The organism is Mammaliicoccus sciuri, from assembly GCF_025561425.1.
GTDB classification, from domain to species: domain Bacteria; phylum Bacillota; class Bacilli; order Staphylococcales; family Staphylococcaceae; genus Mammaliicoccus; species Mammaliicoccus sciuri_A.
On the sequence record NZ_CP094824.1, the window covers coordinates 1,284,995 to 1,304,150 of the forward strand.

A 19,156-nucleotide genomic window follows, 5' to 3' on the forward strand; every position below is an offset into this window, starting at 1 on the left:
ATCTTATGAATTATTTAGATAGTTTACACTGGATACATGAACGCACGAAGTTCGGTATTAAACCAGGCGTTAAAAGAATGAAGTGGATGCTCGACAAATTAGGTAATCCTGAAGAAAAGATTCAAGCAGTTCACGTAGTCGGTACAAATGGTAAAGGTTCAACTGTCAGTTATTTAAGAGAAGCCCTAGTAGCTAATAACTATGAAATCGGTACTTTCACATCGCCATTTATAGTCACTTTCAATGAAAGAATCAGTATTAATGGAACACCAATTACTGATGACGAATTGGTTGAGTTAGTTCAGATAGTTAAACCAATCTCTGAACGACTTGAATCTGAAACTGATTTAGGTCCAGCTACTGAATTTGAAATCATTACATTAATGATGTTTGTATTTTTTGGTACAGTACATCCTGTAGACTTTGTCATCATCGAAGCGGGATTAGGTGCTTTAAATGATTCAACGAATGTATTTCAACCAATAATGACGGTGTTAACAAGTATCGGTTTAGATCATACGAATATTTTAGGCGATACGTATATGGATATTGCAAGAGAGAAAGCTGGTGTCATTAAACCAAGTGTTCCGCTTGTATATGCCATTAAGCCTAAAGATGCGTTACATTTCGTTAGAGAAGTAGTTGAGAAAAATTACAATAAAGGTCTAGAATTAGATCGCGATTTTCATGTACTGTCAGATGATACTGAATTTACGTATCGATATGGTAGTTATGAATTAGAAAACATTCAACTCAAAATGATAGGTCAACATCAGCATGAAAATGCTGCACTAGCGATCACAACACTTATTGAAATGTATCAAAGAGGTATGATTCAATTAAACTTTAATACAATGATTGATGCGATAGAACATACAACATGGTCAGGTCGAATTGAAAAAGTTCAAGAAGAACCACTCATTTTAATAGACGGTGCCCATAATAGAGAAAGTATTGATGCGTTAGTAGATACATTAAAACAATACTATTCAGACAAAAAAATCGATGTATTATTTGCAGCGATAGACGGTAAGCCAATTGGGAAAATGATGAATAGCATAGAAGAAATTGCCAATAGATTTTATGTGACAACATTTGATTTTCCAAAAGCATTACCAATAGATGCAGTATACGATTATTTAGAACACCACCATATTGAAAAAGTTCAAGACTATCCTCAATTTATTGAACAATACGACGGAGAATTACTCGTTGTAACAGGAAGTTTATACTTTATTAGTGAAGTAAGAAAATTATTTAAAGATTAATAAAAATGCCGGCAAAGTCATTGACTTTGCTGGCATTTTTTTATGCATAGGTATGTTCTAATATTTTTTATGAAGAATTAATTATTGCATGATAATTTTTTAATAAACGTTCTGATTCATTAATTAATCTTGATAATTCTTCATCAGATAATATATTTAAAGATTTTAGGTCTTCAAGTTCGGTACCTTCATGTACTAAACTTAAAATTTCTTCCGAAACATTATTTTATTTACAACTTATTCATTATGTAAGTTGTAAATAAAATATGCTCTGCATTTTCGATAGTTATGAGATTTAATCTAATTTGGTTAAATAGTCCATGCATTGTAATAAGTGTAAATTTTTCTAGCTCCTTTGTATTTTTAAATGTAATCATTATATAACTCCACCTTTGTTTAATTATTTGATAATTATCTATGTATACCATTAGTCAATCTATATTTTAAATCATCTATCATATATCTCAATAACTTATATTTTTTAGGGTATTAAAACTTTATAAGAGTTTTTAAAAGTTAAACGATAGTATTAATAACGATTTTGTAACGTGCTGACGCCTGAGGGAATTGTATGAGTGAGAGACTACAGGCTCGAACCATACCCTAGGCAAGCATGCGCGAACAAAATCGAAGATTTTTATATAATATTCAATATTTTCTGATAATAGTGTATGATGGTACTTATAAATAGGGGGGATTAATTTGAAAGATATAGTTGGAAAATTTATAAGGTTCAAGAATCCTCATACATATGCTATATTGCTTTTCATTATTGCTATGAGTTGTTTACTGACATATGTGATACCTTCTGGGGAATTTGACAGGAAGTCTGTTAATGACCGGGAAGAGGTTGTTTCGGGTACATATCATTTAGTAGATAGTGAACCTTCTGGCTTTTTAGAAATATTTAGATCAATACCTGAAGGATTAATCAGTGGTGCTGATAGTATCTTTTACATATTTTTAGTTGGTGGTGCATTTGGCATTATTCATAAGACAGGTGCCATTACCAATGGCGTCAATGCCGCGATGAATAAGCTTGGTAAAAATGGTAAGTTAATGATCCCATTAACGATGTTCATTTTTTCATTGCTTGGTTTCTCTATAGGTTTAGCTGAAGAGACGATTATTTTTGTTCCAATCGGTATAGCGATTGCTAGAGCGGTCGGATATGATGCAATGACAGGTGCTGCAATGATTATCATGGGTGCTGCTGCTGGCTTTCTGGGCGGAATGCTCAACCCATTTACAGTTGGTGTTGCTCAACAGATTGCAGAAATTCCACTCTTTTCAGGATGGGAATTTAGAACGATAATTTATATTTGTGTATTAATTGTTGGTATTGTATATGTTATGTTTTACGCTCGAAAAGTTAAAAAGAATCCAAAGAAAAGTTTAGTATACGACTTAGAACAACAAGAAAAGGATCAAATAGAACCACAAGAAGAGATAGGTAGATTTACAAAGCGACAAATGTTTTGTTTAATTTTATTAGTCAGTGCAATATGTTTTAACGTATTTGGCATTTTCACATTCGGTTGGTCATTTAATGAAATGAGTGCCAATTTCTTGCTTGTCGGATTATTGGCAGGTTTTATTGCTGGTCTTGGTTTTAACGGTACTTTCGACGCTTTAATCGAGGGTATGCAGTCTATTTTGTTTGGAGCATTAATTGTTGGTTTCGCTAAAGCAATCGTCGTTGTATTAGAAAATGGTAAAATTATCGACACAATCGTTTATTATTTAACAAATACAATTCAAGATTTGCCAGCAAGTATTACGGTAGGGATGATGTTTATCATACAAATGCTCCTGAACTTCTTTATCCCATCTGGTTCTGGTCAAGCAATGACTACCATGCCGTTAATGGTGCCTATTTCTGATTTATTAAATATCAATAGACAAATGGCAGTAATTGCCTTCCAATATGGTGATGCAGTAAGTAATAGTATTTTCCCAACATCAGCTTCGTTAATGGGTGGATTAGCTGTAGCAGGTATTTCTTATACAACTTGGGTTAAATTTATTTGGAAGTTATTATTACTTTGGGTAGTTATATGCTTAGTTGGTATTTTTATCGCGTTATCCCTAGGTTATTAAAATTTTAAAAATTATACAAAACTTGAAAAACACATGCTATTTTTAGATGTTTTTCAAGTTTTTTTTAATGGATTTATAAAGCGTTTAAAAGTATTAGAGCTATTTACTAACAAAATGCGATTATAAATATTGAGGTGTTATTTGGTATATTAATTTATATCAAAAAGGAGTTAAAAAGCATGTTTAAAATGTTTATATTCGGTACAATCATTGCAAGTTATATGTATCAACTTACGGGTGTGAAGAAAGTGAACTTTCATTTGTTAACGAAGCGTTCTGTTTGTGAATCCTGTTTTACATCACTTAAACCGATAGATTTAATACCCATTGTAAGTTATTTAGCATTACGCGGTAAATGTCGTTATTGTAAGAAGGATATTCCAATAAGTTTATTAATTTGTGAAGTCCTTTTAGGCATACTATTTCTTATTCCCATTCTTTCAACAGTTCAACTAAATCCTCTTTTGTATTACTTCTTAATAATATTTTTAATACCTTTAACTATTTATGATTTTCATCATTTTGTCATTCCGAATCATATGCTCATCATTATGTTAGTATGTAGCATTTATTTATTTGGAATAACGCGAGAACAATTTTTTTACGCACTGTTTATCATAATGATTTTGCATACATTATATTTCATATCAAGAGGAGGGCTAGGTTATGGAGATATTAAATTATTTTCGTTACTCAGTTTAATTTTGACGATATCACATTTTATATTATGTTTTATGTTTACTTTTATATTTGCGGGTGTATTGATCACACTTTATGTATGTATCACACGAAATAAAATTCAAAAAGTACCACTCGTTCCTTTTATGACACTTGCAGTTATATTTGTACAATTATTCCAAACTCAACTTAATGATTATTTTTTAGGAGGCTACTATGGTTATTAAAATTAAAGATTTACAACATGAAGATAAACCGAGAGAAAGACTTAAATCATATGGTCCGGATAAATTAACAAATAGAGAACTATTAGCGATCATAATTAATTCTGGAAGCAAACAATATTCCAGTCTAGAATGTGCGAATAAAGTATTGAATTTAGTTGAAAATACTAGAGAGCTAAGACATTTAACGTTATCTGAATTGCTAAGTGTTAATGGTATTGGTGAATCTAAAGCAATTACTATTTTAGCAGTTATTGAATTAGCTAAAAGAATGCATAGCAATACTGTTCTCGACAAAGTAGAAATCAATGAACCACAAGATGTTGCAGATTATTTAATGGAAAAATTAAGATATTTAAAGCAAGAACACTTTGTGGCTTTATTATTAAATACAAAGAATCAAATTATACATGAACAATCGATTTTTATTGGATCGTTAAATATGGCGGTTGTTCATCCGAGAGATTTATTAAGAGAGGCAGTTAAGCATTCTGCTGCTTCAATTGTAATTGCACACAATCATCCAAGTGGTGATCCGACACCATCATTAGAAGATATTAAAACGACTAAGCGAATTTTATATTGTTGTGATTTAATGGGTATCGATTTATTAGATCATATTATCATTGGTGATGGAGAATTTATTAGTATATTTGAAAATGACTATATCATGCGTGAAGACTTAGAAATTAATAATATAACTGAATGATTCAATGTTATAATGTAATTAAAAATGAGTCAGGAGTTTTTATTTTGCAAATCATAACGTTCATATTTGTCGTATTACCGTTACTATTTATCATTTCTTTATTTCAACGCAAGAAAAAGCGACCAATTGTTAGAAAAGACTATGGCATCACGTTGGTGTTAGGCATCATTGGCTTTTTCTTAGCGTCCATTATTCTTACTTTAACAAAAGATGGTTCTGCACTTTCAATTAATTTAATACTTGGTTCAATTGTGGCAGGAATTGCTTGGGGTATTCTCGTTTCAATTACATTATTCATTTTAAACAAAATATTAAACAAATAAATAAAATTGTAAATTTTCGGTTATTATATTTACAATAATTTTTGAAAAGGCTATCATTAATTTAAATTTACGAGAGAGGAGGTAGTGACTTATGAGAAACATCAGAAGAAGATTTTATAAACAAACAACATCATACATCACTACCCCTACGTTAAATATGAAGCATTAGGGAATAGTATATTCACTTCCTTTAGAATGTAATTTAAGCACACGCTTTCTTTAAGGATGCGTGTGCTTTTTTGTGTTTAATGATAGGGGTCAAGGGGGGACAACATGTTTCAAGCAATTAAAAAGTTAATGTGGTTTTTTAAAGATCATTGGAAGAGATATACGATTGCAATTATTCTTTTACTTATTGCAAATGTTATTGAAGTATTGCCACCTTGGATAGTAGGGCAAACTATAGATAAGATAAGTGACTGTTCTTTAACTGAACAAATATATCATCAATTAGTAATTATATTTATAATTGTATTAATTTTAGCTTATATCGTGAATTATATTTGGAGAACTTTAAATTTTTCAGGTTCTCAAATACTTGAATCAATTATGAGACGTAAATTGATGCAAAAATTTTTATCAATGAGTCCAACATTTTTTGAGAAAAATCGAACTGGAGATTTGATGGCAAAGTCTACAAACGATTTGAATCAAATTAGAAATACTGCAGGGATAGGGATTTTAACTTTAATTGATTCTACGACATTTATGGGAACGATTATATTAACAATGGGTATTACAGTGTCATGGAAACTTACTTTATGTGCACTAATTCCATTACCGTTACTAGCCATATTAGAAATTGAATTAGGTAAAAGAATCCATAAACGATATTTAATATCACAAAAATCATTTGGTGATATGAATGACACTGTTCTTGAGTCAATTGAAGGTGTTCGTGTTACGAGAGCGTATGTACAAGAAGATAAACTCAACAAAGATTTTAAAAATATGACTGAAAGTGTCGTAGAAAAATTTATGAATGTTGAAAAGATGGATGCATTTTTTCAGCCAATAACGATTATTATAACGGCCATGAGTCAAGTTATTGGAATAGGTTATGGAGCTTTTCTCGTTAACAGTGGAGAAATGACAATTGGTGGACTGATTTCATTTACCGTATATTTAAATATGCTTGTATGGCCAATGTTTTCAGTTGGTATTTTGATTAATATTATGCAAAGAGGAAATGCGTCTATAGATCGTGTTGAAGAAACGTTAAATGAAGCGGAAACTGTACTAGATGTAGAAAATAATGGCATGTCTTCACATGATATTGGTATGAATTCTGTTGTGTTTAAATATCCATCAAGTGAATCTATTAACTTAAACAACATCAATATCATACTAGGTAAAGGTGAAACTTTAGGTATTGTCGGCGCAACTGGTTCTGGTAAGACGACGTTAATCAAACAAATTTTGAAAGAATATCCTACTGGTGATGGAGAAATCGTACTTGGAGATACTAATATTAATCAAATTTCAAAAAGTGATTTAAGAAGTTTAATTGGTTATGTATCTCAAGAGAACATTTTATTCTCTAGATCTATTAGAGATAATATTAGATTTGGAAAATCGGATGCTACTGATAATGAAATCGAAGAAGCGATCAAATTAGCATACTTTGAAAAAGATATCGAACGTTTACCACAAGGATTGGAAACCTTAGTAGGAGAAAAAGGTATAGCTATTTCTGGAGGTCAAAAGCAAAGAATAGCGATTGCTAGAGCATTGATTATGGATCCTAAAATATTAATTTTAGACGATGCACTATCTGCTGTTGATGCAAAAACCGAAAAGAAAATTATTCAAAATATACAAAAATATAGACAAGGTAAAACAACCATTATTGCGACACATCGATTATCAGGTGTGAAACATGCAAATCAAATTGTTGTAATGGATCATGGAGAAATCACAGAGTCAGGTACGCATGACAAATTACTCCAAATGAATGGTTGGTACAAATCTCAATTTGAAAGACAACGGTTGAAGGAGGTGTATAGCAAGTGAGTATTGTAAATCAACTCTTTCCATTTGTTAGCAAATATAAGAAAAGATTCATCATTGGTATTGTTATTTTAATTGGAGCAGTGGGGTTTGAATTATTAGGTCCATTGGTCGCGATGTATATTATTGATCATTATGTTAAAACATCTGCTTCACAAATCATACAATTACGACCAGTGCTACTATTATTGAGTTTGTTCTTTGTTGTGTCACTTATTCATGCGATATTAAGTTGTTTTCAAACACTTGTACTGCAACGCGCTGGATCAGATGTTATTAAAGAGTTAAGAATTAAGCTCTTTGAACACGTTCAAAAGTTACCGATTAAATACTTTGATAATTTACCAGCTGGAAAAGTAGTAGCTAGAATAACGAATGATACACAAATGATACTCGAACTATTCACTGTTATATTACCAAACTTTATTTCGGCTTTTATCACGATGATAGGTGTCATTATTGCGATATTCTTTATTAATACAAAAATTGGACTCATCGCGCTGGTTACAATTCCATTTGTCATGCTTTGGTTGTTGTGGTACAAAAAAAGTAACAGGTAAATACAACTATGTCATTCGTGAAAAAAACAGTGATATGAATGCACTTATCAATGAATCTATAAATGGTATGAATATCATTCAAGCCTTTAAACAAGAAAAAACAAATTATGAATGATTTCGATGAAATGAATCAAGCATATTTAAACAATTATAAAAAAATCATACAATTTGATTCACTGACAGAACATAACTTGTTAAGTACGATTAGAAGTATTGTGTTTTTAATGTTGATTGTCGTATTTGGAACACAATTTCTAAATTCTTCAGTCGCAATTTCAGTTGGTACGTTATATATACTTGTAAACTATATCACAAGATTATTTGATCCTTTGTTTGGCGTATTAAATGTATTGGGACAATTAGAACAAGCAATAGTTTCTTGCGTAAGAGTATTTGAAATGATGAATGTATCTGAAGAAAAGATGCCAGAACATAAAATCCAGTTGCCTGAAAAAATAGGAGGTCATGTACATTTTAACAATGTATCGTTTGCTTATAATGAAGGTGAATATGTATTGGAAAATATCAATTTAGAAGTCGAAAAAGGACAAACAATTGCGTTAGTTGGACATACAGGATCAGGGAAAAGTTCTATCATGAATTTACTATTCAGATTCTATGATCCTACTAATGGAACAATTGAAATTGATGGTGTACCGACCATTAAGACTGATAAAAGAGATATGCGTAAACATATGGGCATTGTATTACAAGATCCATACTTATATACAGGGACTATTTTATCCAACATTACATTAGATGATCCAAAAATAACACGAGAAAAAGCTGTTGAAAGTTTAAATGCTGTAGGTGGAGATAGAGTGTTAGAACACTTTAAAAAAGTATTGATGAGCCAGTTATTGAAAGAGGTCGAACATTAAGTTCTGGACAACGACAAATCATTTCATTTGCGAGAGCACTTGCATTTGATCCGGAAATTTTGATTTTAGATGAAGCGACATCAAGTATTGATTCTGAAACAGAAGAAATCATACAAAAAGCAATGACTGTGTTGGCTAAAGGGCGAACATCATTTATTATTGCACACCGACTTTCAACGATTAAGAATGCCGATCAAATTATTGTTCTTGACAAAGGTCGCATCATTGAAAAAGGGAATCATGATGAGTTAATCAAGTTAGAAGGACAATATTACAACATGTATCAAATATAGTCTTTAACAGATTAATCATGCTAAACAAAAACAATCAGGCTGAGACATAATGTAATGTCTCGGCCTATTTCAGTATCTTGGCAGTAGATGACTGAATTGAAAATGCGCTTGTATCAAGCTTTTTTCAATTCTAGTCATCTTTGCCGGGGCGGGACTACGAAATCTTTTTATTCAAATTAGATTTCTGTCCCGCTCCTATTGTTTTATATTTTTTAAACTCATCATTGCGGTCACATAAAGTAAAGTACGCCTTGATATATGAAGTAAATAACTAAAGCGATGATTGCTAATTTTATTACAACTCTTAATAGTCCAACGAAAAATCTAAAAAAGATAATTAAAAACAAGATAGCTAAAAATATATATATTAATTCCAAATTTATCACCTCTTGAATTCATTATAAAGAATAGAACAAATAATTACATCAGACTACAGAATGATTAAAGGTTTAGGTCTAAAGCCCGATGATGTTATTTGAGCAATTCTCGTATAATATAAATGAATGAGAGGTGTCTATAATTTTGAGATGGTTATTTAGATTAATTAGAAATTTATTAGCATTATTAGCAATTGTCATTATCATTGTTATTGTATATAGAAACGTACCAGCATTGAGTGATTTAAACCCATTTGATCATAGTAATGAACAAACAACTGAAGAAATGGCTCCACAACATGCAAATGCAACTTACAAAATTGAAGATAATCCATTATTACAAAATGTGCCATTAGGTCAGACTAAACAAGCATTTAATTGGATTAATAAAAGTGAATTCATGGATGTTTCAGGACTAGAACGTATGGGATATGACGACAACTATGTTGCAGGGCAAAGAGGAACAGAGTATATCCTATATAAATTTGGTGAACCAAAGATGTATGTGTATCAAACAGAACAAGATTTAATGAATGATTTAAGTGCTATGCACTCAAATATAGAATTATTACCTAAAACTGCGTATTAAATTTTTATTTCGGCAGTCTCTTACTTTATTTAAAGTGCTGTGTAAGCTAAAATAGTAATATCATTGTTAATGAGTCATTTGAAGATTAAGAGGTGTTTGGATTGTCGAATTTTTTTAAAAATAATAAAATAATGATTTTTCTAATTTCTATGGTTTTATTAATTGTAATTGTTGGTTATTCAGTGAGAGCACAATCTGCATCGCTTAGTGAACAATATGCGAGTGATACATCATCGTTTGGTGGAAGAATCGTATCTTATCCAGTTACTTTTGTTTCTGATTTCTTCTCTGGAATTTTCACTTCAGACGAAGACGTTGATAAACTAAAAGAAGAAGTAAAAAGTATAGATCAAATTAAAGCTGATAAAGCAAGATTAGAAAAAGAAAACAAAGCCTTAAAAAAGGAATTGGATATGAAGGATATTTCGCAATTCAATCCAATATCAGCTACTGTAATTGGTAGAAGCCCGGATCAATGGATGAATACAATCATTATTGATAAAGGAAAAAAGAGCGGCATGAAAGAAAATATGGCTGTTATTACGAGTGAAGGTTTAGTAGGTAGAATTAAAAAAGCAAACCAATTTTCTTCACAAGTTGAGTTAATATCTACAAGTGTTAAAACGAGTAAGCTTTCAGTAGATATACAGCAAGATGATGATAATATCTTTGGTATGATTAATCGATATGACGAAGATAAGGATTTACTTGTTATTAGTGATATCGATAATAAATACAGTATCAAAAAAGGGTCTAAAGTTGTAACAAATGGTTTAGGAGATCAACTTCCTAAAGGTTTATTAGTTGGTAAAGTTGAAAAAGTAGAAAATGATGAATATGGTTTATCTAAAGTCGCCTACATCAAGACATCTACAAATATTAAAGAATTAAACCATGTATACGTTGCTAAACGTGATCCAGAAACGATACCTTCATCTGAAGAAAGTGGTGAGGAATAATGAGATTTTACGTTATTCCTTTAATTGGTGTCTTATTATTTTACTTAGATTCATTATTAACACGTTTATCACCTTTAACTTTATTTAATGAGTCATTTATTATCGTGCCTCGATTAACATTTTTGTACTTGCTCATAATTGCTGTATACAAAAATCCTAAAGTTGCTATTATTTTAGCAATCGTTACAGGTATATTTACTGATATTTATTATGGCGGTATTTACGGTGTCTATACATTTGGATATGCAATTTTTGTCATTATGATGGATAAACTATTTAAAGTATTTTATAGAGATATTTTGATGATGGTTATTCTTTTAATATCTTCAGTTGTATTACTTGAAATATGGGTCATGGTTTTTTATGGATTTTTAGGCATTGTTTCTATCAATATAGGCAGTATTATTCTATTTAGATTAATTCCAACTGTCGTATTTAATTTGATATGTTTAATTATCATTTTCCCATTTGTATTAAAATTATTAGAAAGAAATACTAATTAATGAAAGATTATTGACATCAATAGCTGTAGGTGGTACTCTATTGAAGTTGAGTAGTTTCTAGCTACATACAACCGCTCGATCATAGGTCTTAAAGTACGTATGTCACCTATGAATGGCGTGACTTAAAAATTAGGAGGTGCAAGTATGTTTGCTATAATTGAAACTGGCGGAAAGCAAGTTAAAGTAGAAGAAGGTCAAACAATTTGGGTTGAGAAATTAGACGTAAATGAAGGTGATTCATTCACATTTGACCAAGTATTATTTGTAGGTGGAGATTCAGTTAAAGTTGGATCACCTGTTGTTGAAGGTGCTTCAGTTACTGCTAAAGTTGAAAAACAAGGACGCGGTAAAAAAATCACTGTATTCAAATACAAAGCTAAGAAAAACTACAAACGTAAACAAGGTCATCGTCAACCTTACACTAAATTAACAATCGAAAAAATCAACGCATAATTTATGATTAATGTAGATGTTAGTTTGAATCAAGAAGGGCAAGTTACAGATATTGTAATGTCTGGACATGCTGATTCAGGTGAATACGGTAAAGACTTAGTCTGTGCCGGTGCTTCAGCAGTTGTCTTTGGTACAACAAATGCTATCATTGGATTAACTGATGAGTCGCCTGATATAGATTACAGTGACGACGGTGGATATTTTCATATACGTAGTGTAAACTTAGAAAATGAACAAGCGCAAATATTATTACAAGGCCTTATTGTTTCTTTGAAAACTATCGAAGAAGAATATGGGCAATATATTAAACTAAATTACAAGTGAGGTGTAACTCATGTTAAAATTAAACTTACAATTTTTCGCATCGAAAAAAGGGGTAGGTTCTACAAAGAACGGTCGTGACTCTGAATCAAAACGTTTAGGTGCTAAACGTGCTGACGGTCAATTCGTTACTGGTGGTTCTATTCTTTATCGTCAACGTGGAACTAAAGTTTTCGCTGGTGAAAACGTAGGTCGCGGTGGAGACGATACATTATTCGCTAAAATCGACGGCGTTGTTAAATTCGAACGTTTTGGTCGTGACAAAAAGAAAGTATCTGTATACGCAGCTGCTGAATAATCTTTATATTTAGATGAGGCTGGGACATGTATAATTGTCCCAGCCTCAATCATTATGTTGGCAGTTATTTATATAAACATGAATGGTACGTTTTATTTATAATGAAGGTATTCAGAAATGCAGTTCCTTTTTTTATTCATAATACGAAAATGTTATAATGAGTGTTATGAATAACGATAATAAAGGTGATGGAATGAATAATTTAGATGTGTATTTAAAGTCTAGACATGATTTTGTGAATCAGTTCCAATTGTTATATACATATAAACAGTTAGGAAAACATGAAGAGGTTGATTTATTAATTGATGAATTGTACAAAAATCTCAAGCAAGAACAGTTGTTTTTAAATGCACCGTGTAGAAAATTTGTTCATAATGTATTTGAATACAAACTATCTTTGTCAGGCTCTAAATGGACATTTGAAATTGACAATTCAAATATCGATTATTATCAAAAGAATTTAGAAAGAACAGATAATACTTTAACAAATATATTTAATGATTTGAAATATGTTGTGATGAACGATATGGATGAAAAAAATATTCATATGAGTCTTATAGTAGAAGAAGAATTTGTCACAATGATTGTTTGGTTAAGTGCGACTAATCAGGAGCTTAATCAAATTGAACAATCATTTTCTAAATATAACGTTGAAATTTTATCAGAAAGTCAAAATCATATAGAATTAGAATTTTTTATTAACATAAAAGAAATAGAGGTGTAAACATGTTTATAGATCAGGTCAAAATATCGTTAAAAGCTGGTGATGGCGGTAACGGTTTAGTAGCTTTTCGTCGTGAAAAGTATGTTCCATTTGGTGGACCAGCAGGTGGCGATGGTGGTAAAGGTGCTTCAGTCGTATTTGAGGTAGATGAAGGTTTACGTACTTTATTAGACTTTAGATTCCAAAGAAAATTTAAAGCTGATAAAGGTGAAAATGGACAAAGTAGTAATATGCACGGTCGTGGAGCAGACGACTTAGTATTAAAAGTACCACCTGGTACAATTATTAAAAATGCTGAAAATGAAGAGATTTTAGCTGACCTTGTTGAACATGGTCAACGCGCTACAGTTGCTAAAGGTGGCCGTGGTGGTAGAGGTAACTCAAGATTTGCTTCAGCAAGTAATCCGGCACCAGATTTCTGTGAAAATGGTGAGCCTGGTGAAGAACTTGAAGTTATGTTAGAACTTAAACTTATGGCAGATGTAGGTTTAGTTGGTTATCCAAGCGTTGGTAAATCAACATTATTATCTATCGTTTCTAAAGCAAAGCCAAAAATCGGTGCTTATCACTTTACGACAATTAAACCTAATTTAGGTGTTGTTCAAACAAATGATGGTAGAGGCTTTGTAATGGCAGATTTACCAGGATTAATAGAAGGTGCTTCTGAAGGTGTTGGTTTAGGCCATCAATTCTTAAGACATATTGAACGTACAAGAGTAATTGTTCATATAATCGATATGAGTGGTATGGAAGGCAGAGACCCATATGAAGATTATGTTACAATTAATCAAGAATTAAAATCATATAATGAAAATCTTTCTAGAAGACCACAAATTGTCGTTGCGAATAAAATGGATTTACCAAATTCAGAAACACAATTAGAAATGTTTAAAGAACAACTTCAAGAAGATGTTAATATTATTCCTATTAGTACAGTTACACGTCATAATGTTGATAAACTACTTTATCAAATTGCTGATTTATTAGATGAAACTGAAGGAATGGACTTTGATTCAGTCGAAGAAGAAACTGGCGTACATCGTGTTGTATATAAACACGAAAAATCACGAGATCATTTTGTTATTACAAGAGATGACGATGGTGCCTATGTTGTATCAGGTAATTCGATTGAAAGATTATTCAAAATGACGGACTTTAATCGTGATGCAGCAGTTAGAAGATTTGCAAGACAAATGCGTTCAATGGGTATTGATGATGCCTTAAGAGAACGTGGTGCATCAAATGGTGATATTGTAAGAATTTTAGGTGGAGAATTTGAATTTGTCGAATAGGGCGTGTTCCAATTGAAAAAATCAAATGAATCAACAAAAAGGTTTTATTTAATCAGAGAAGATGTTTTGCCAGAGTCAGTGCAAAAGACAATCAAAGTTAAAAATGCATTATTAAAAAATAATAATTTAACGATTTATGATGCAGTTAAAGAATTTAATTTATCTAGAAGTGCTTTTTATAAATATAAAGATACAATATTTCCGATTGATAGATTAGAAGAACAGACCAAAAATTTAACATTAATTTTATATGTACAAGATGAAGTGGGGATGCTCGCAACTGTCTTGAATAAAATTGCTGAAGTTAAAGGTTCTGTTCTTACCATTCATCAAAGTCTACCAATAAAGGATAGAGCAACGATTACAATTTCTCTTAATGCTGCAAATATTGAGTTATCATTAGAAGAATTAATGGATGCAATTAAAGAAAGTCCATATGTTGATGAAGTAGAAGTTATTGGAATGAGTATGTAAAGGAAGTTGTCTAAATGTATGCATATATAAAAGGAATCGTTACACAATTATATCCTTCTCATATTGTAGTTGAGGCAAATGGTATAGGTTATGAAATTCAAACACCTAACTCATATCGCTTTCAATCTCAATTAGATAAAGAAACGCAAGTATATACACAATTAATTGTGCGTGAAGATGCCCAATTATTATATGGATTTGTGAATCTTGAAGAAAAGGATATGTTTTTAAGCTTAATTAAAGTGACAGGTATTGGACCGAAGTCAGCTTTAGCAATTTTAGCCACAAGCACGCCTAATGAAGTAGCAATTGCTATAGAAAATGAAAACGAATCATATTTAACAAAGTTTCCAGGTATCGGTAAAAAAACAGCGAGACAAATTATTCTTGATTTAAAAGGGAAATTAATCATCACAGAAGAGTCTGAGTTATTCCCAGAAAGTAAAGATGCCGGTCAAGATGTATTAGAAGAAGCATTGTTAGCTTTAGAAGCATTAGGTTACTCTAAACGAGAAATTACAAAAGTTAAGAAGAACCTAGAAAAAGAATCATTTGATTCAGTAGATGCTTGTGTTAAAAGAGGTTTAGCATTACTTATTCAGTAAATGAGGTGATTTTTTGGATGAGCGATTAATGGATGAACATGGGCATGAAGATGATATCCAAAGTGAACTTTCATTAAGACCAGATACTTTAAATCAATATATTGGTCAAAACAATATTAAATCAAATTTAGATATATTTATTAAAGCTGCTAAGTTAAGGGAAGAGCCTTTAGATCATTGTTTACTTTACGGTCCACCTGGTCTAGGTAAGACAACTTTAGCGCATATTATATCAAATGAGATGAATGTTAATTTACGAACTGCAAGTGGACCTTCTATTGAAAGACCTGGTGATTTAGCAGCCATACTTTCTGCGCTACAACCTGGAGATGTACTTTTCATAGATGAGATACACCGATTAAGCAGAGTTGTTGAAGAAGTGTTATACCCTGCAATGGAAGATTTCTTCTTAGATATCGTTGTAGGTAAAGGTGAAGAAGCTAGAAGTATTAGAATCGATTTGCCGCCATTTACGCTAGTAGGTGCAACAACGCGTGTAGGGAGCCTTTCAGCACCTTTGAGAGATCGTTTTGGTGTACATCTTAGATTAGAATATTACGATGATAATAGTTTACAAGAAATTATAAAGCGTACTGCTGAAGTATTTGAAGTAGACATTGATCAAAATAGCACGGTTGAATTATCTAAACGAAGTAGAGGGACACCTCGTATAGCAAATCGTTTATTACGTAGAGTGCGTGATTTTGCTCAAGTAGAAGGTGACGAAGCTATTTCTATAGATATTACAAAACATGCTTTAGATTTGTTGCAAGTAGATGAAGAAGGACTTGACCATATAGATTATAAAATTATGCACTGTATCCTGAATAATTATAAAGGTGGTCCAGTTGGATTAGATGCAATAGCAGCTACGATTGGTGAAGAGCGTGTAACACTTGAAGACGTTTATGAACCTTATCTCATCCAAAAAGGATTTATAGAAAGAACGCCAAGAGGTCGTCGTGCAACTGCATTAAGTTATGATCACTTCGACATTAAAAAGGATTAGGAAAGAGGCAAAGTTTGTGAATATTGAAGATTTCGATTTTGATTTACCTGAATCGTTAATTGCACAAACACCACTGTTAGATAGAGAAAGCAGTAGGTTATTAAAATGTAATAAAACAACAGGTGAATTGGAAGATTTAACATTTAAAGAAGTTGTCAATCAACTTTCACCAGGTGACTGTTTAGTATTAAATGATACGAAAGTGATGCCAGCAAGATTGTTTGGTATCAAAGAAGAAACTGGTGCAAAAGTAGAAATGCTGATGTTAACGCAACAAGAAGATAATGAATGGGAAGTATTAATTAAACCAGCTAAACGTATTAGAGTTGGTCAATCTGTTTCATTTGGAGAAGGTAAAATCATTGCGACTTGTGTCAAAGAACTTGATCAAGGTGGACGCATTATGAAACTTTCATATGAAGGTATTTTACAAGAAAGATTAGATGAACTTGGTGAAATGCCTTTACCACCATATATTAAAGAGCGATTAGATGACCAAGATAGATATCAAACAGTTTATGCTAAAGCAGTTGGGTCTGCAGCTGCGCCTACAGCAGGTTTACACTTCACTGAGCATTTATTACAAGAAATTGCTGATAAAGGTGTACACATTGCTTTTATTACATTACACGTTGGTTTAGGTACATTTAGACCAGTCAGTGTAGATAATATAGATGATCATGAAATGCATTCAGAATATTACCAAATGACTGCTGAAACAGCTGATTTATTAAACCGTGTAAAAGCAAGTGGTCATAAAATCATATCTGTAGGTACAACGTCTACAAGAACACTAGAAACAATTCGTTCTAAAAATGACCAATTTGATGCAGCAAGCGGTTGGACAGATATATTTATTTATCCAGGATATGAATTTAAAGCGATAGATGGATTAATTACTAATTTCCATTTACCAAAATCAACACTTATCATGTTGGTATCTGCATTATCAACTAGAGAACATATTTTAAATGCATATAAACATGCAGTTGAAGAAAAGTATAGATTCTTTAGTTTTGGCGATGCAATGATTTTAATATAGAAAAGGAGTAACAATATGCCTGCAGTAACATATGAGCACATTAAGACTTGTAAGCAATCAGGTGCAAGACTCGGGATTGTGCATACACCTCATGGTTCATTTGAAACGCCAATGTTCATGCCTGTTGGAACTAAAGCAACCGTTAAGACAATGAGCCCTGAAGAGCTTAAACAAATGGAAGCAAAAATTATACTTAGTAATACCTATCATTTGTGGTTACAACCTGGAAGTGATATCATTTCTAAAGTGGGTGGATTACATAAGTTTATGAATTGGGATGGACCTATACTAACTGATTCTGGTGGTTTTCAAGTATTCAGCTTAAGTGATATGAGAAAAATCGAAGAAGAAGGTGTACATTTTAGACATCATTTAAATGGTTCTAAATTGTTCTTAAGTCCTGAAAAAGCGATGCATATTCAAAATGATCTTGGTTCAGATATTATGATGGCGTTTGATGAATGTCCTCCAATGCCATCTGAATATGAATATGTAAAAAATTCAATTGAGAGAACATCAAGATGGGCGGAAAGATGTCTAGAAGCTCATCGTTGCCCTGAAGATCAAGCTTTATTTGGTATTATCCAAGGTGGAGAATATAAGGATCTTAGAGCGCAAAGTGCTAAAGACCTCGTTTCACTTGATTTTCCTGGCTATGCTATTGGTGGTTTGTCTGTTGGTGAACCTAAACCTGTCATGTACAGAATGGTTGAACACACAACGCCATTAATGCCATTTAATAAACCAAGATATTTAATGGGAGTTGGTTCTCCAGACGCATTAATCGAATGTTCTATTAGGGGCATCGATATGTTTGATTGCGTATTACCTACACGTATAGCTAGAAATGGTACATGTATGACATCTCAAGGTAGAGTCGTTATAAAAAATGCTAAATATCAGCAAGATTTATCTCCACTTGATCCAGAGTGTGATTGTTATACATGTAGAAACTATACTAAAGCATATTTGCGTCATCTGATTAAAGCAGATGAAACATTTGGAATTCGTCTTACTACATATCATAATTTGTATTTCTTATTAAAACTTATGGAGAACATTCGCCAAACAATAAGAGAAGATCGATTACTTGATTTCAAAGATGAATTTTTCGAGCAGTATGGACTAAATGTAGATAACCCCAAAAACTTTTAAAGGAGATTGAATATGGAAGTATTAGTACAATTATTACCTATTATCTTAATTTTTGCGCTTGTTTGGTTCTTAATGATTAGACCACAACAAAAGCGTGCAAAAGAACATCGTGAATTATTAAACCGTTTAGAAGTTGGCCAAAAAGTAACTTCAATCGGCGGTATCAAAGGTACAGTTAGAGCAGTTGATGAGTCTATCGTTGTTGTTTCTGTAAACGATAAAGGACACGAAATTACATTTGAAAAACCAGCTATCAAACAAGTAGACCCTTCCTAAAATAGTTTACTTTTTTAGGAAATTGGTTTAATA

At 31.9% G+C, this 19,156-nt stretch carries 21 protein-coding genes, 1 pseudogene and 1 other annotated feature; of the genes and pseudogenes, 21 read left to right on the forward strand and 1 reads right to left on the reverse strand.

Annotation, left to right across the window (positions count from 1 at the left end; all coding sequences use genetic code 11):
- The first annotated feature begins 5 nt into the window (after positions 1-5).
- Positions 6-1,268, forward strand: a complete 1,263-nt coding sequence (locus MUA60_RS06640) for a bifunctional folylpolyglutamate synthase/dihydrofolate synthase (RefSeq protein ID WP_262650335.1) — start codon at positions 6-8, stop codon at positions 1,266-1,268.
- Positions 1,269-1,498: 230 nt separating this feature from the next.
- Here MUA60_RS06640 and MUA60_RS15430 read toward each other — a convergent pair whose 3' ends face one another.
- Entirely contained in the window at positions 1,499-1,696 is a 198-nt protein-coding gene (locus MUA60_RS15430; RefSeq protein WP_316964784.1) for a DUF3969 family protein, read from the reverse strand.
- 274 nt (positions 1,697-1,970) lie between these two features.
- Between MUA60_RS15430 and MUA60_RS06650 the strand changes: the two genes are divergently transcribed.
- From MUA60_RS06650 to yajC, 20 genes and pseudogenes are all read left to right on the forward strand, one after another.
- On the forward strand, positions 1,971-3,368 hold the full coding sequence (locus MUA60_RS06650; RefSeq protein ID WP_262650336.1) for a YfcC family protein: 1,398 nt from the start codon (positions 1,971-1,973) through the stop codon (positions 3,366-3,368).
- A 179-nt stretch (positions 3,369-3,547) separates the two neighbouring features.
- Complete coding sequence (locus MUA60_RS06655) at positions 3,548-4,273, forward strand: prepilin peptidase (protein ID WP_262650337.1); 726 nt, start codon at positions 3,548-3,550, stop codon at positions 4,271-4,273.
- Positions 4,263-4,979, forward strand: a complete 717-nt coding sequence (gene radC, locus MUA60_RS06660) for a RadC family protein (RefSeq protein WP_037588446.1) — start codon at positions 4,263-4,265, stop codon at positions 4,977-4,979. The genes MUA60_RS06655 and radC overlap by 11 nt, the downstream gene beginning before the upstream one ends.
- A gap of 44 nt (positions 4,980-5,023) precedes the next feature.
- Entirely contained in the window at positions 5,024-5,302 is a 279-nt protein-coding gene (locus tag MUA60_RS06665; protein ID WP_262650338.1) for a hypothetical protein, read from the forward strand.
- A gap of 273 nt (positions 5,303-5,575) precedes the next feature.
- Positions 5,576-7,315 (forward strand): ABC transporter ATP-binding protein, encoded by a 1,740-nt coding sequence (locus MUA60_RS06670; protein WP_262650339.1) that lies wholly within the window; start codon positions 5,576-5,578, stop codon positions 7,313-7,315.
- Positions 7,312-9,046: pseudogene (locus tag MUA60_RS15600) on the forward strand (ABC transporter ATP-binding protein). Before MUA60_RS06670 ends, MUA60_RS15600 begins: the two are co-directional and overlap by 4 nt.
- Positions 9,047-9,568: 522 nt before the next feature.
- Positions 9,569-10,012 carry a DUF4930 family protein gene (locus MUA60_RS06680; protein WP_037588438.1) on the forward strand — a complete coding sequence of 148 codons (444 nt, stop codon included), beginning with the start codon at positions 9,569-9,571 and terminating at the stop codon, positions 10,010-10,012.
- Between the two features lie 101 nt (positions 10,013-10,113).
- Positions 10,114-10,971, forward strand: coding sequence for a rod shape-determining protein MreC (gene mreC / locus MUA60_RS06685; protein WP_262650341.1), 858 nt, complete (start codon positions 10,114-10,116; stop codon positions 10,969-10,971).
- Entirely contained in the window at positions 10,971-11,474 is a 504-nt protein-coding gene (gene mreD, locus MUA60_RS06690) for a rod shape-determining protein MreD (protein WP_262650343.1), read from the forward strand. The genes mreC and mreD overlap by 1 nt, the downstream gene beginning before the upstream one ends.
- A gap of 59 nt (positions 11,475-11,533) precedes the next feature.
- Positions 11,534-11,607: a sequence feature (ribosomal protein L21 leader region), on the forward strand.
- An 11-nt stretch (positions 11,608-11,618) separates the two neighbouring features.
- Complete coding sequence (gene rplU / locus MUA60_RS06695) at positions 11,619-11,927, forward strand: 50S ribosomal protein L21 (RefSeq protein WP_016911517.1); 309 nt, start codon at positions 11,619-11,621, stop codon at positions 11,925-11,927.
- Positions 11,928-11,930: 3 nt separating this feature from the next.
- A complete protein-coding gene (locus tag MUA60_RS06700) occupies positions 11,931-12,251 on the forward strand; it encodes a ribosomal-processing cysteine protease Prp (RefSeq protein WP_262650345.1) in 321 nt (106 codons plus the stop codon).
- Between the two features lie 10 nt (positions 12,252-12,261).
- Positions 12,262-12,546 (forward strand): 50S ribosomal protein L27, encoded by a 285-nt coding sequence (rpmA, locus tag MUA60_RS06705; RefSeq protein ID WP_025904267.1) that lies wholly within the window; start codon positions 12,262-12,264, stop codon positions 12,544-12,546.
- A 193-nt stretch (positions 12,547-12,739) separates the two neighbouring features.
- Entirely contained in the window at positions 12,740-13,270 is a 531-nt protein-coding gene (locus tag MUA60_RS06710; protein ID WP_262650347.1) for a Spo0B domain-containing protein, read from the forward strand.
- 2 nt (positions 13,271-13,272) lie between these two features.
- Entirely contained in the window at positions 13,273-14,562 is a 1,290-nt protein-coding gene (gene obgE / locus MUA60_RS06715) for a GTPase ObgE (protein ID WP_262650348.1), read from the forward strand.
- Between the two features lie 12 nt (positions 14,563-14,574).
- The gene (locus tag MUA60_RS06720) at positions 14,575-15,036 is read left to right on the forward strand and encodes an ACT domain-containing protein (protein ID WP_058592080.1); all 462 of its coding nucleotides are present in this window, start codon (positions 14,575-14,577) and stop codon (positions 15,034-15,036) included.
- Between the two features lie 14 nt (positions 15,037-15,050).
- A complete protein-coding gene (gene ruvA, locus MUA60_RS06725) occupies positions 15,051-15,641 on the forward strand; it encodes a Holliday junction branch migration protein RuvA (RefSeq protein WP_025904263.1) in 591 nt (196 codons plus the stop codon).
- Between the two features lie 28 nt (positions 15,642-15,669).
- Positions 15,670-16,650, forward strand: coding sequence for a Holliday junction branch migration DNA helicase RuvB (gene ruvB, locus MUA60_RS06730; RefSeq protein WP_394812743.1), 981 nt, complete (start codon positions 15,670-15,672; stop codon positions 16,648-16,650).
- Positions 16,651-16,666: 16 nt separating this feature from the next.
- Positions 16,667-17,692 (forward strand): tRNA preQ1(34) S-adenosylmethionine ribosyltransferase-isomerase QueA, encoded by a 1,026-nt coding sequence (gene queA / locus MUA60_RS06735; protein WP_262650351.1) that lies wholly within the window; start codon positions 16,667-16,669, stop codon positions 17,690-17,692.
- Between the two features lie 15 nt (positions 17,693-17,707).
- Entirely contained in the window at positions 17,708-18,847 is a 1,140-nt protein-coding gene (gene tgt / locus MUA60_RS06740) for a tRNA guanosine(34) transglycosylase Tgt (RefSeq protein ID WP_262650352.1), read from the forward strand.
- A 12-nt stretch (positions 18,848-18,859) separates the two neighbouring features.
- Complete coding sequence (gene yajC, locus MUA60_RS06745; protein ID WP_025904259.1) at positions 18,860-19,123, forward strand: preprotein translocase subunit YajC; 264 nt, start codon at positions 18,860-18,862, stop codon at positions 19,121-19,123.
- The last annotated feature ends 33 nt before the right edge of the window (positions 19,124-19,156 follow it).